Source organism: Streptomyces sp. NPDC001796 (genome assembly GCF_042892355.1).
Lineage (GTDB): Bacteria > Actinomycetota > Actinomycetes > Streptomycetales > Streptomycetaceae > Streptomyces.
This window is the reverse complement of record NZ_JBIAUC010000006.1, coordinates 176,720-189,044: the sequence shown is the minus strand read 5'-3', so window position 1 is coordinate 189,044 and position 12,325 is coordinate 176,720. Positions and strand designations below refer to the sequence as shown.

General features: G+C 70.9%; 10 protein-coding genes and 2 pseudogenes. 6 read left to right on the top strand and 6 right to left on the bottom strand.

The annotated features are described in order from the left end of the window. Positions 1-84 precede the first annotated feature (84 nt). Positions 85-960, bottom strand: coding sequence for a hypothetical protein (locus ACFYZE_RS14940; RefSeq protein WP_388992859.1), 876 nt, complete (start codon positions 958-960; stop codon positions 85-87). Between the two features lie 316 nt (positions 961-1,276). On the opposite strand from ACFYZE_RS14940, the gene rplM reads away from it, so the two are divergent. The 3 genes from rplM to glmM all read left to right on the top strand — a co-directional run bounded on the left by rplM (position 1,277) and on the right by glmM (position 4,063). After that, a complete protein-coding gene (gene rplM / locus ACFYZE_RS14935) occupies positions 1,277-1,720 on the top strand; it encodes a 50S ribosomal protein L13 (RefSeq protein ID WP_200418844.1) in 444 nt (147 codons plus the stop codon). Between the two features lie 42 nt (positions 1,721-1,762). Then, positions 1,763-2,275, top strand: a complete 513-nt coding sequence (gene rpsI / locus ACFYZE_RS14930) for a 30S ribosomal protein S9 (RefSeq protein WP_103837531.1) — start codon at positions 1,763-1,765, stop codon at positions 2,273-2,275. Positions 2,276-2,704: 429 nt separating this feature from the next. Beyond that, positions 2,705-4,063: a phosphoglucosamine mutase gene (glmM, locus tag ACFYZE_RS14925; protein ID WP_388992855.1), complete on the top strand. Its 1,359-nt coding sequence runs from the start codon at positions 2,705-2,707 to the stop codon at positions 4,061-4,063. Here glmM and ACFYZE_RS14920 read toward each other — a convergent pair. Both ACFYZE_RS14920 and coaA read right to left on the bottom strand, forming a co-directional pair. After that, the gene (locus tag ACFYZE_RS14920) at positions 4,060-4,389 is read right to left on the bottom strand and encodes a DUF389 domain-containing protein (RefSeq protein WP_388993463.1); all 330 of its coding nucleotides are present in this window, start codon (positions 4,387-4,389) and stop codon (positions 4,060-4,062) included. The two genes, glmM and ACFYZE_RS14920, sit on opposite strands and share 4 nt — an antisense overlap. Before the next feature lie 63 nt (positions 4,390-4,452). Further along, entirely contained in the window at positions 4,453-5,421 is a 969-nt protein-coding gene (gene coaA / locus ACFYZE_RS14915; RefSeq protein ID WP_388992852.1) for a type I pantothenate kinase, read from the bottom strand. Between the two features lie 278 nt (positions 5,422-5,699). On the opposite strand from coaA, the gene ACFYZE_RS14910 reads away from it, so the two are divergent. Together ACFYZE_RS14910 and glmS are read left to right on the top strand one after the other, a co-directional pair. Then, positions 5,700-6,518 (top strand): hypothetical protein, encoded by an 819-nt coding sequence (locus tag ACFYZE_RS14910; RefSeq protein WP_388992849.1) that lies wholly within the window; start codon positions 5,700-5,702, stop codon positions 6,516-6,518. A 108-nt stretch (positions 6,519-6,626) separates the two neighbouring features. Continuing rightward, positions 6,627-8,474 (top strand): glutamine--fructose-6-phosphate transaminase (isomerizing), encoded by a 1,848-nt coding sequence (gene glmS / locus ACFYZE_RS14905; protein WP_388992847.1) that lies wholly within the window; start codon positions 6,627-6,629, stop codon positions 8,472-8,474. Positions 8,475-8,538: 64 nt separating this feature from the next. Here glmS and ACFYZE_RS14900 read toward each other — a convergent pair whose 3' ends face one another. The 3 genes and pseudogenes from ACFYZE_RS14900 to ACFYZE_RS14890 all read right to left on the bottom strand — a co-directional run. Beyond that, positions 8,539-10,323 carry a M16 family metallopeptidase gene (locus ACFYZE_RS14900; RefSeq protein ID WP_388992844.1) on the bottom strand — a complete coding sequence of 595 codons (1,785 nt, stop codon included), beginning with the start codon at positions 10,321-10,323 and terminating at the stop codon, positions 8,539-8,541. Positions 10,324-10,338: 15 nt separating this feature from the next. Further along, positions 10,339-11,286 carry a hypothetical protein gene (locus tag ACFYZE_RS14895; RefSeq protein WP_388992841.1) on the bottom strand — a complete coding sequence of 316 codons (948 nt, stop codon included), beginning with the start codon at positions 11,284-11,286 and terminating at the stop codon, positions 10,339-10,341. Between the two features lie 309 nt (positions 11,287-11,595). After that, positions 11,596-11,712 (bottom strand): annotated as a pseudogene (locus ACFYZE_RS14890) (VOC family protein); the annotation flags it as partial. A gap of 13 nt (positions 11,713-11,725) precedes the next feature. On the opposite strand from ACFYZE_RS14890, the pseudogene ACFYZE_RS14885 reads away from it, so the two are divergent. Then, positions 11,726-12,310 (top strand): annotated as a pseudogene (locus tag ACFYZE_RS14885) (helix-turn-helix transcriptional regulator); the annotation flags it as partial. Positions 12,311-12,325 lie beyond the last annotated feature (15 nt).

Sequence of the window (12,325 nt, the reverse complement as noted above, 5' to 3'; positions counted from 1 at the left end):
AGCTCGGCATGGGCTGCCGCCGGCCGGGCCGGACCGGCTCTCCGATCGGCCCGGCGGCTTAGCCCCCGGCGGCGGTGCGGCAGGTCACTGGTTGGCCGCCGCCGACGCCTGGGCCTCGCCGCGGCGGCGGATCTGGCGGAACGCGAACTCGGCCAGGTCGTCGCCGGCCTGGAAGACCTTGGCGTCCTTGGTCGTCACGTCCTTGCCGTTGGTGAACCCGGCGAGCGTGAAGTACGCGTAGCGGCCGTAGGTGTTGGTCGTGGAGCGGCAGACGGCCGTACGGCAGAACGCGGGCACGCCCTGGCCGCTCAGCGACGCGATGATGCTCTTGTTGTCGGCCTCCTGCCTGGCCTTCGTGGCCTTGGCCGTGGTGTCGAACAGGGCCACGCCGACCGTGACCGCGACGCCGTCCTTGGTGTAGGTGGCGCGGATCAGGCGGGTGCAGCCGTTCCTGGTGAGCACCGCGGGCAGGGTACGCAGGGCGGCCGACGCGCAGTTCGTGGTGGAGGCGGTGGCGCCCTTCTTGTAGACGTTCGTGCCCATCGTCAGCTGGGTGCCGGGGAACAGCGTGTCCGCGCTGATCGGGGCCGTGTCCTTCTTCGCGCTGGATATGAAGTCCATCGGGTTCAGCGGCGGAGGGGCCGAGGTCGGCGCGAAGGACGGGGCGGCGTCGGCGCTCTCACTGGGGATGTTCGCGGTACTCGGCAGGGCGCTGGCCGGCCTGTTCGAGGCTCCGCTGCCGCCGTTCGCGGACACCACCGCAACGGCGACGGCGGCACCGACCCCGACCGTGGCCAGGGCACCTCCGACGATCATCAGCAGCCGGCGGCGCTTGTTGCGGGCCTCCGAGGCCTCGGCGAGCGCGGCCCAGTCCGGCGAACCGCTCTGACTGCCCCACTGGGGTTGCTGGGAACTCGGTTTCCAGGGATCCCACTGGGGCTCCCCCTGCCCATAACTCATGCGGCGCATCTTAGACGGGCCACGGGCACGCTTGTTCCCCTTCGGTAACCCCGACGGCAACCGCACAGCCACCGGCCCCGAGGCGCAACAGCGGCGAACCCCTCGTTTTGACCCTGCTCAAGGGCGCCGTTATCCTGGCTGTTCGTTGTGTGTATTGGCTTGCTCATTCTCACGTGAGGGGCCCTTACACCGGTCCACCGGGCCGATGACCAGCGACCAGCACGCGGCTTGCGTCACCGCTGTGCGGTCAGGGCTGTCGTGATCGTCTTCGGTGACCTTGTCAGGAACCTCACTGAAGAAGCGAAGGCTACGAACCGTGCGTACGTACAGCCCCAAGCCCGGCGATGTGACGCGTCAGTGGCACGTCATTGACGCGCAGGACGTCGTCCTGGGCCGTCTCGCCACCACCGCTGCCACTCTCCTGCGTGGCAAGCACAAGCCCATCTACGCGCCCCACGTGGACGCCGGTGACTTCGTCATCATCATCAACGCGGACAAGGTCCACCTGTCCGGCAACAAGCGGACCCAGAAGATGGCGTACCGCCACTCCGGCTACCCGGGTGGTCTGCGCTCGATCCGCTACGACGACCTGCTGGCGAACAACCCCGAGAAGGCCATCGAGAAGGCCGTCAAGGGCATGCTCCCCAAGAACTCCCTGGGCCGTCAGATGCTCTCGAAGCTGAAGGTCTACAAGGGTGACCAGCACCCGCACGCTGCTCAGCAGCCGGTGCCGTTCGAGATCACCCAGGTCGCGCAGTAAGTCCGGCCACCCCCTAAGACTGAAGAGAATCTGAGGAGAATCGTGGCCGAGACCACTGCCGAGCAGCCGCTCGAAGAGCTTGACATCGACAGCTACACCACCGAGACCGAGGTCCCGCTGGAGGGTGAGTACACCTCCGAGTCCCTCGCCTCCCGGTTCGGTGAGCCCCAGCCGGCCGCCGGCCTGGGCCGCCGCAAGAACGCCATCGCCCGCGTCCGGATCGTCCCGGGCACCGGCAAGTGGAAGATCAACGGGCGCACGCTCGAGGACTACTTCCCGAACAAGGTGCACCAGCAGGAGGTCAACGAGCCCTTCAAGGTGCTCGAGCTCGAGGGCCGCTACGACGTCATCGCCCGTATCGCGGGTGGCGGCGTCTCCGGTCAGGCCGGTGCGCTCCGTCTCGGTGTCGCCCGCGCCCTGAACGAGGCGGACGTCGACAACAACCGCGGTCCGCTGAAGAAGGCCGGCTTCCTGCGCCGCGACGACCGTGCGGTCGAGCGCAAGAAGGCCGGTCTGAAGAAGGCCCGCAAGGCCCCGCAGTACAGCAAGCGCTAATCGCGTCCGCTGGTCACAGTGGGCGACCCCCTGCCTGCTGTGCGCATGCACGCATCGCCCCGGCAGCACTTTCCGTGCCGCCGGGGCGGTTCGTTTACGGGGGACGGTGCTTATCACCGGCTTTTGGAGCTTATGGAGCAATCCCGACAGTCCCGGCGGGGGCTTCGGGGAAGCCTTCACAGGACAGGGCCGCGCGACGTGGGCCGGTGGGGCGTAGCGTCCGTGGGACGGATGTCGGCGGACATGCGTCGGCGGACATGCCTCTGCGGCACGTACGTCTGTGGCGCAGACGTCCACAGGATGTACGTTCGCGGGATTACGGCAACCGGGTGACGCCGGCGGACGACGTCGGCGGGACGTACGTATTCCGCCCCTGTCCGGACACTCGGCAAGAGCCGCACATTCGCAGCAAGTTCGGAGGACACCACAGTGGGACGACTCTTCGGCACGGACGGCGTGCGCGGTGTCGCCAACGCGGATCTCACGGCCGAGATGGCGCTCGGCCTGTCCGTCGCGGCGGCGCACGTACTGGCCGAGGCGGGCACGTTCGAAGGCCACAAGCCGAAGGCGGTGGTCGGACGGGACCCGCGCGCGTCCGGGGAGTTCCTGGAGGCCGCCGTGGTCGCCGGTCTCGCCAGCGCCGGTGTGGACGTGCTGCGGGTCGGCGTGCTGCCCACCCCGGCCGTCGCGTATCTGACGGGCGCGCTCGGCGCGGACCTCGGCGTGATGCTCTCCGCCAGCCACAACGCCATGCCCGACAACGGCATCAAGTTCTTCGCCCGCGGCGGCCACAAGCTCGCCGACGAGCTGGAGGACAAGATCGAGGCCGTGTACGAGGAGCACCGCACCGGCGCCCCCTGGGACCGGCCCACCGGGGCCGGGGTCGGTCGGGTGACGTCGTACGAAGAGGGCCTCGACCAGTACGTGGCCCATCTTCTGGGTGTCCTGCCGAACCGTCTCGACGGGCTGAGGATCGTCCTCGACGAGGCGCACGGCGCCGCGTCCCGGGTCTCGCCCGAGGCGTTCACGCGCGCGGGCGCCGAGATCGTCACCATCGGCGCCGAGCCGGACGGCCTCAACATCAACGACGGTTGCGGCTCCACCCACCTGGACAAGCTGAAGGCCGCCGTCGTCGAGCACGGCGCCGACCTCGGCATCGCGCACGACGGTGACGCCGACCGCTGCCTCGCCGTGGACCACACCGGCGAGGAGGTGGACGGCGACCAGATCCTCGCCGTGCTCGCGCTGGCGATGCGGGAACGTTCCGCGCTGCGCTCCGACACCGTCGTCGCGACGGTCATGTCCAACCTCGGCTTCAAGCTGGCCATGGAGCGCGAGGGCATCCAGCTCGTGCAGACCGCGGTCGGCGACCGGTACGTGCTGGAGGAGATGAAGGAGAAGGACTACGCGCTCGGCGGCGAGCAGTCCGGCCACGTCATCATCCTCGACCACGCCACCACGGGCGACGGCACGCTGACCGGCCTGCTGCTGGCCGCGCGGGTCGCCCAGACCGGCCGGACGCTGCGGGAGCTGGCGTCCGTGATGGAGCGGCTGCCGCAGGTGCTGGTCAACGTGCCGGACGTCGACAAGTCCCGGGTCGGCTCGTCCCCGGACCTGGCCGCCGCCGTCACCGAGGCGGAGCGGGAGCTGGGCTCGACCGGGCGGGTGCTGCTGCGGCCGTCGGGCACCGAGCCCCTCGTACGGGTCATGGTCGAGGCCGCGGACATCGACCAGGCGCGGTCGGTCGCCGGGCGGCTGGCCGATGCGGTGAAGTCGGCGCTCGGCTAACCGGTTTGCGTGGCACGCTCGCGCTGCCTCGCCCAGAACCACTTCTGGGCGAGCAGGGTGAGCGTGCCGGCGAGCACGATGCTGAGCAGGTTCAGCAGGAGCTGAACCGTCGAACCGGCCGTCTGCCCGGTGTCGCCGTAGGCCAGTGCCACGGCCGCGTTGGCGGCGGCCGGGACGGTCGTCACGGAAATGGCGACGCCGACGAGGGCACCGGACTTGGCCGACGTCAGCGAGAGCGTGCCGGCCGCTCCGGCGAGCACGGCCACGACGAACGAGAACGCGTCGGGGGCGTACACGAAGCTGGTGTTGGGCCGTGCGCCCTCCAGCTTCGCCCTGCTGAACAGGCCGGGGTGATCAGGCGCAGATGCAGCATGCCCGCAGGGTAGCCGTCAAAGTTTCCGCAGGCTCAGCCGCTGCACCTTGTGGTCGGGGCCCTTGCGCAGCACCAGGGTGGCGCGGCCGCGGGTGGGGGCGATGTTCTCCACCAGATTGGGCTTGTTGATGGTGCGCCACATGGTGCCGGCGTAGTCGAGGGCCTCCTCCTCGGAGACCTGGGTGTACTTGCGGAAGTACGACGAGGGGTTCTGGAAGGCGGTCTCGCGCAGCTTGCGGAACCGGTTGAGGTACCACTGCTCGATGTCCTCGGTGCGCGCGTCGACGTACACGCTGAAGTCGAAGTAGTCCGCGAGGCCGACCCGGGTGCGGCCGTCCTTGCCGGGCAGGGCGGGCTGGAGGACGTTCAGCCCCTCGACGATCAGGATGTCCGGGCGGCGCACGGTGAGTTTCCGGCCGGGAACGATGTCGTAGATCAGGTGGGAGTAGACGGGTGCCGTCACCTCGTCCTTGCCGGCCTTGATGTCGGCGACGAATCGGGTGAGCGCGCGGCGGTCGTACGACTCGGGGAAGCCCTTGCGCGACATCAGGCCCCGGGCCTGGAGTTCCTTGGTGGGCAGCAGGAAGCCGTCGGTGGTCACCAGTTCGACGTGCGGGTGTTCCGGCCAGCGGGACAGCAGGGCCTGGAGGAGACGGGCCACGGTGGACTTCCCGACGGCGACGGAGCCGGCCACCCCTATCACGAACGGGGTCCCGGACTGGGAGCCCTGCTCCCCGAGGAAGGTGTTCAGGGCGCTGCGGAGGCCGTCCGTGGCGCCGACGTAGAGATTGAGCAGCCGGGACAGCGGCAGGTAGATGTCCCGCACCTCGTCGAGGTCGATGACGTCACCCAGACCGCGCAGCTTCTCCACCTCCTCGGCGGTCAGCGGCAGCGGCGTCTTGTCGCGCAGCGCACTCCACTCGGCACGGGTGAGGTCGACGTAGGGAGTCGCCTCCGGCCTGGGCCGGTGGGCGCTCCGGGGCATCGAGGAGACCGGAGAGATCACAGTCCATTGTTAACGGAGTTTGAACGGGTGGCGGGGTGGGGTGCGTCACGTGTGATCCCCGGACGGGGCCGGGGAACGGCGCGGGCACCGGTGCGGCGATCCCGCGCGGCGGTGGTCGCCGGACGAAGATCACGCCGGTGTCACGGTCGGGGCACCGGGTGACCAAGACGTGATCATCCGCGGGTCTGCCGTGCGTAAAGTACGCGCGAAGCGTTGCGGAAGGCTTCCGCAACTCCGAAGAGAAAGAGCTCCGTTTCGTGAGATCCCTCGTGGTCCGCCGCGCCTCCCTCGCGGCCTCAGCCGCCGCCCTCGCCGTCCTGGCCACCGCCTGCGGCGGCTCCTCCGGCAGCGGGGACAAGGGCGGCGACGGCAAGACCGCCCAGGCGGACAAGACGGCCTCGGCCGCTCCCTCCCAGACGGTCTCCGCCGGCCCTGCCGCCGCCAAGGCGCTGAGCGCCGCCGAGCTGGAGAAGGCCGCGCTCACGCAGGCGGACGTCAAGAGCGGGAAGCTCGTCACCAAGGTCCCGGCGCAGGACGACATCGCGCAGAGCAAGGCGAAGACGGACGAGGCGGCCTGCGCGCCGCTCGCGTACCTGCAGGTCGGAACCTACGTCGGCACGCCCTCGGCCACCGTGAAGCGGGAGTGGACGGGCGACGCCAGGAAGCCCGCCGCGGGCGCGAGCGCCGAGGACACCGCGTTCGCAGCCCTCAACCGGGCCAAGGTCCTGGTGACGCTGGCCTCCTACGAGGACGGCGGTGCGGCGAAGGCCTTCGCGGACCTGAGGACGGCCTCGACGAAGTGCGCCGGCGGTTTCGCCTTCACCGTGGGGAGCGACAAAACCAAGGTCGACAAGGTCGCGGTCACCGCCCCGCCCCAGGGTGCCGACGAGGCGCTGGCCCTGACCAGCCTGGTGGATGCCGATGAGGGCATCAAGGCCCCGGTGAAGGGCGTCGTCGTACGCAAGGGCGCCACCCTCGCGTACTTCCCGGCCGTCAACCTCGCCGCCGCCGCCACGGGCAAGGACTTCGACTTCCCCACGGAGATCGTCGAGGCCCAGCTGGCCAAGCTCGGCTGAGCCGCCGCGGGAACCACCCGCCGGGGGCGTTCGTACCCCGGTGGGAATTTCCGATTTCGGGCACGCGAGGGCGGGTATCGGCGGCCGTCGGACCGTAGGCTGCGGATCATGTGCGGAATCGTTGGTTACGTGGGATCGCAGTCGGCGCTCGACGTCGTGATGGCCGGGCTGAAGCGGCTGGAGTACCGGGGCTACGACTCGGCGGGCGTCGCCGTGCTCGCGGACGGCGGGCTGGCCGCCGCGAAGAAGGCCGGGAAGCTGGTCAACCTGGAGAAGGAACTGGTCGACCGGCCGCTGCCGACCGGCACCACCGGCATCGGGCACACCCGGTGGGCCACCCACGGCGCGCCGAACGACCCCAACGCGCACCCGCACCTCGACAACGCGGGCCGCGTCGCCGTCGTCCACAACGGGATCATCGAGAACTTCGCGGTGCTGCGCGCGGAGCTGGAGGAGCGGGGCCACACCCTCGCCTCCGAGACGGACACCGAGGTCGTCGCCCATCTGCTCGCCGAGGAGTTCTCCGTGGCCGCCGACCTGGCGGAGGCCATGCGGCTGGTGTGCCGGCGGCTGGAGGGCGCGTTCACCCTGGTCGCCGTGCACGCCGACGAGCCCGGCGTGGTCGTCGGCGCGCGGCGCAACTCGCCGCTGGTCGTGGGCGTCGGCGAGGGCGAGGCCTTCCTCGCCTCGGACGTCGCCGCGTTCATCGCCCACACCCGCTCGGCGATCGAGCTGGGCCAGGACCAGGTGGTGGAACTGCGCCGCGACGGCGTCACGGTCACCGGCTTCGACGGCCGGCCCGCCGACGTGCACTCGTACCACGTCGACTGGGACGCCTCGGCCGCCGAGAAGGGCGGCTACGACTACTTCATGCTCAAGGAGATCGCCGAGCAGCCCAAGGCGGTCGCCGACACGCTCCTCGGCCGTATCGACGCGGCTGGTTCACTGCGCCTTGACGAGCTGCGGATCTCGCCCGCCGAACTGCGCGAGGTCGACAAGGTGGTGATCGTGGCCTGCGGGACCGCCTTCCACGCCGGGCTGATCGCCAAGTACGCCATCGAGCACTGGACGCGGATCCCCTGCGAGGTCGAACTGGCCAGCGAGTTCCGCTACCGGGACCCCATCCTCGACCCGCGCACCCTGGTCATCGCCATCTCCCAGTCCGGCGAGACCATGGACACCCTGATGGCCCTGCGGCACGCCCGTGAGCAGGGCTCCAAGGTGCTGGCGATCTGCAACACCAACGGTTCTACGATTCCCAGGGAGTCGGACGCGGTCCTGTACACGCACGCGGGGCCGGAAGTCGCGGTGGCGTCCACGAAGGCGTTCCTGACACAGCTCGTCGCCTGCTACCTGGTGGCCCTGTACCTGGGCCAGGTGCGCGGCACCAAGTGGGGCGACGAGATCCACGTCGTCATCCGCGATCTGTCGAGGATCTCCGACGAGGTCGAGCGGGTCCTGGAGACCATGGAGCCGGTGCGCCGGCTGGCGCGGTCCCTCGCCGACAAGAACACGGTGCTGTTCCTGGGCCGGCACGTCGGCTACCCGGTCGCCCTGGAAGGCGCCCTCAAGCTCAAGGAGCTGGCGTACATGCACGCTGAGGGCTTCGCGGCGGGCGAGCTCAAGCACGGGCCGATCGCGCTGATCGAGCAGGACCTGCCGGTGGTCGTGGTGGTGCCCTCGCCGCGCGGACGCTCGGTCCTGCACGACAAGATCGTCTCCAACATCCAGGAGATCCGGGCCCGGGGCGCGCGCACGATCGTGATCGCGGAGGAGGGCGACGAGGCGGTCGTCCCGTACGCCGACCACCTGATCAGCATCCCGGCGACTCCCACCCTGCTCCAGCCGCTGGTCGCGACGGTGCCGTTGCAGGTCTTCGCCTGCGAGCTGGCGACCGCCCGGGGCAACGAGGTGGATCAGCCGCGGAACCTGGCGAAGTCCGTCACGGTGGAGTAGGGGAGCGTTCTCGGCCTGGGCGCCGCCCCGGGCCCGGATGACGCGGGCCTGGGCGGCACGGGGGTCAGCCGCGGGCGCGCTGGGCGCGGCGGTAGGCCCGGTGGGTGTAGCGGATCAGTACCGCGGCCGGCAGGATCGCCCGGGCCAGGATGCTCCACGCCGGGTGGGTCTCGTCGGACAGACGGACGACGGCGAACAGGAGCCCCAGCCCGAACGCCACGTCCAGCGCGACCATGAGGACCAGGCCGACAGGCCACCTCCGGGACGCCGCCACCTTCACGGCCTCGCCGCCGCCGGCCGTCGGCACGGGGGTCTCCCGCTTGCGCGGCTTCGGGATCTGCTCCGGTTCACGGACCGGCAGCGGGACGACCGCGGCGGCGGGGACGGCCGCGTCCAGCGCCGCGATCCGTTCGGCCGTGACGCCCTCGAACAAGGTGGGCTCCACAGCCACGCGGAAACCGTCCAGGCCGGTCAGGACGCGGCCCCCGTCGGGGCGGGTGGTCATCGCGGCGCAGGCGTCGTACCGCACGGTGACCGGGCCGCCGGGCAGCAGCAGGCTCACACCCTCGGTGCCGATGACCAGCGTGACGCCGTCGTCCTCCAGCGACGGGTGCCGGGTACCGGTGAGCGCGGACGACGAGTACTGCGGGGCGGGCTCGAAGCCGGCCCAGTCGGCGCCCCGGGTGGGCACCTGGAGCAGCCCGTCGTCCCACGCCTCACGGGCGACCTCGCGCAGGTCCGCGACGGTGACCGCCCGCAACTCGGCCGTGTGCTGCTCGGGGGAGAGGATCCGGTGGCCGAGCAGCAGACTGAGCGCGTACGACGGCAGCAGCGCGGCGCCGAGGTCGGGAGTCTCGTACCGCTTGAGCAGCTTGCCGCGAACGGAGTCCAGTTCGGCCTGTTCGATGCGGCCCGCGCGCAGGCGGGCGAACGCGTCGACGAACCCGCCGACCACCGCGGCCTGCTTCCTGGGCAACGCGTCGGCGTACGCGGTGAGGGTGGCGAAGTCGGCGTCGCGCGGGCTGTAGTCGGCCTCCGCCGTGTACGAGTACCCGCCCTCGTGGCGCAGGTCCTGGTAGAGGGCGCGGCCCAGGACGTCGGCGAAGACGGCGGCCGCGGTGGAGCGGCGCAGCACGGCGTTGAAGACGACGTGGCCGTCGTCGCCGCGGATGTAGGCGGGCGTGACGGGCAGCGCGCTGGACGCGGCCGGCGCCGGGATGCGACGGCCGGTGGGCAGGGTGAGGTCCAGGCCGTCCGGTACCCGGTCGCTGGTGATCCACAGCACGGCGTTGTCCCGGGTGAAGCGGGTCTGGGCCCAGTTCCGTACCTGGTCGGCCGTCAGTCCCCAGGTGCCCAGTTCGTCGTAGCTGGACAGGCCGTATCCCTGCGCGCCGTAACGCCACAGCGCCATCTGGGAGTTGACGTGGTTCGCCCGGCTCGCGGCCTCCGTGCGGAGGATCTCCTTCTCCGTTTCCAGACGCTCGAGCGGCAGGTCGCGCAGGGCGGCGCAGACGTCGTTGAGGTATGCGACGACCTCGTCCTCGCTGCCGGTGACGTGGAAGAGCGTGTACGTGTTCGCCGTGGCGCCGTTGTAGTGCCCGTCCGACATGCCCAGGCGGTGCAGCGCGAGGTGTTCGACGAGGTGGGTGACACCGGACGTGGCCAGGGTCTCGTCGGCACGTCCCACGCGGAAGATCAGACCGGCCGTGATGTCGCCGGGGTGCGGGGCATGGAGGACGGGGACGCCCTGGACGGTGGTGTGGGCGACCAGACCGTCGAGGGCGGTGAGGTCGGTGAGCGCGGTGAGGTCCGCGGCCTCGGATCTCATGGTCGCGTCGTGCGTGGTCATCTGTCGGTCTCCCCCTCAGAGCGTCGCCAGCGCGGCCGTGCGGTACTTCGCGAACCGGCTCTTCCAGTCGGCCAGGTACTGCCACGAGGACTTGGCGGCCGTGTCGCCCAGGGCGGCGAAGTGCGGGGCGGCGTCCTCGAGGTGGCCGCCGAGCGAGAAGGCCAGGGCGAAGGCGCTGTGCCCGGTGATCCAGAGCCAGCCGGGCCGGTAGTCCGGATGCAGGACGGACACCTGGGCGGCGTGACGCAGGTCGTCGCGGACGGGCAGGCCGCGCATGTAGGCCGTCGCCTCGCTCCCGTCCAGCTCCAGCCAGTGTTCGATGTGGGCCTCGGCCACCAGGATCCCGGCGTGCGAGCCGTCCGGCGCTGCGCTCGCGCACTCCTGGGCGAAGCCGTGCGCGGCCTCCCAGGAACCGCCCCACTTGGGGCAGAGCTGTTGCAGCAACTGCGACTGGGCACGGAAGTGGTGCGGATGATGGACCGACAGCCGGTCGTAGCGGCGCCGGGCCTCGGACTGCCCCAGCTCCAGACCGCGGGCGGTCAGCAGCCGGGCGGTCCAGGCGGGGGCGTACGCGGGCTGCTCCGCGCACACCTCGATGAGCTTCTGCTCGGCCTTGCGCAGCCAGGCGTGGAACTGGTCGAACTGGTCCCGTGAGACGTGCTTGGCACGGGCACCGCTGCGGATGCCCCAGCCGATGCGGATGTACCGCTCGGCGAGCAGCGTGGCCGGCAGCGGGTTGCCGGGCAGGGCCTTCGCGGACTCCTCCAGGTATCCCTCGGTCCCCTCGATGTCGGCCAGGGCGCCGACGGCGAAGGAGACCTTGTCGACGGAGTCGAGCCCGGCGAAAAAGGCCTGGGTGGCCGCCCAGTCACCGGCCCGGGCGGCGGTGCGCAGCGGGGCGAGTTCGGGCAGCGCGTCGAACGGGTCGGTCACCGGTTCCGGCGCCGTGGTGGTACTGCTCATACGTCCGCCCCCCTGGCGTTTTCGGATGCGCCTCGACTGCGCGGCGCGCCGACTGTTCCCCCAGGGCGCGCGATCGAGCCTGCGCAGGCTAGCAGGGAGCTGTGAGGGGAGGGGACTGAGTTATCGGGGGCGGGTGGTCCACCGGCTGGACTGCGACACATCCGGGAAATGTGTCGCACCTGCGGATCGACCGCCCGCCGATCCGCCAGTGCCAGGAAGGGCGGCGGTATCTCTTTCCGGTTCGCTCCTGCCAGGCCGCCGCAGCGCGCGCGGCGGCCCAGGGCGATCGTGTTCCCGACCGCGAGTGGATCAGCCGTTGTGCGGGGCTGCCACGTCCAGCACCCACGTCACGCCGAAGCGGTCGGTGAGCATGCCGTACAGCGGTGCCCACTGCGACGATCCCAGGGGCTGCACCACCGAGCCGTCGGAGACCGGCAAGGCCACCCCGGTCGGCACGCAGCTCCTCACGGAGCTGAGCCGTGTCATCCAGGCACGTGAGGAACTGCGCTTCGAGTACGGCCACGACGCCACCGGCCCCGCCGGGCGACCTCGCCGGACGCAGCCCCACCACCTCGTCACCCGGCGCGGCCACTGGTACCTGATCGCCTGGGACCTCGACCGCGACGACTGGCGCACCTTCCGCGTCGACCGCGTACGCCCCCGCACCTCCACCGGCCCGCGTTTCGCCCGACGCGTTCTCCCCGGCGATGACGTGGCCGCGTTCGTCACCGGCCGATTCCGCGGGACCGATGGTTCCACCACCGACTGGCCCTGCCGTGGCGAAGTCGTCCTCGACCTCCCCGCACAGGATGTGGCCCCCTTCACGCAGGACGGAATCGTCGAGGAACTCGGCCCCGGCCGCTGTCGCCTCACCCTCGGCTCCTGGTCGTGGACCGGCCTTGCCGCCGCTGTGGGGCGCTTCGACACCGACATCCAGGTCATCGGCCCACCACAACTGACCAGGGCGTTCGGCGAACTGGCCGCGCGCTACGCCAACGCGGGCGGCGGAGCGTCCGAGACGTAGCCGTGGGCTCTGCTC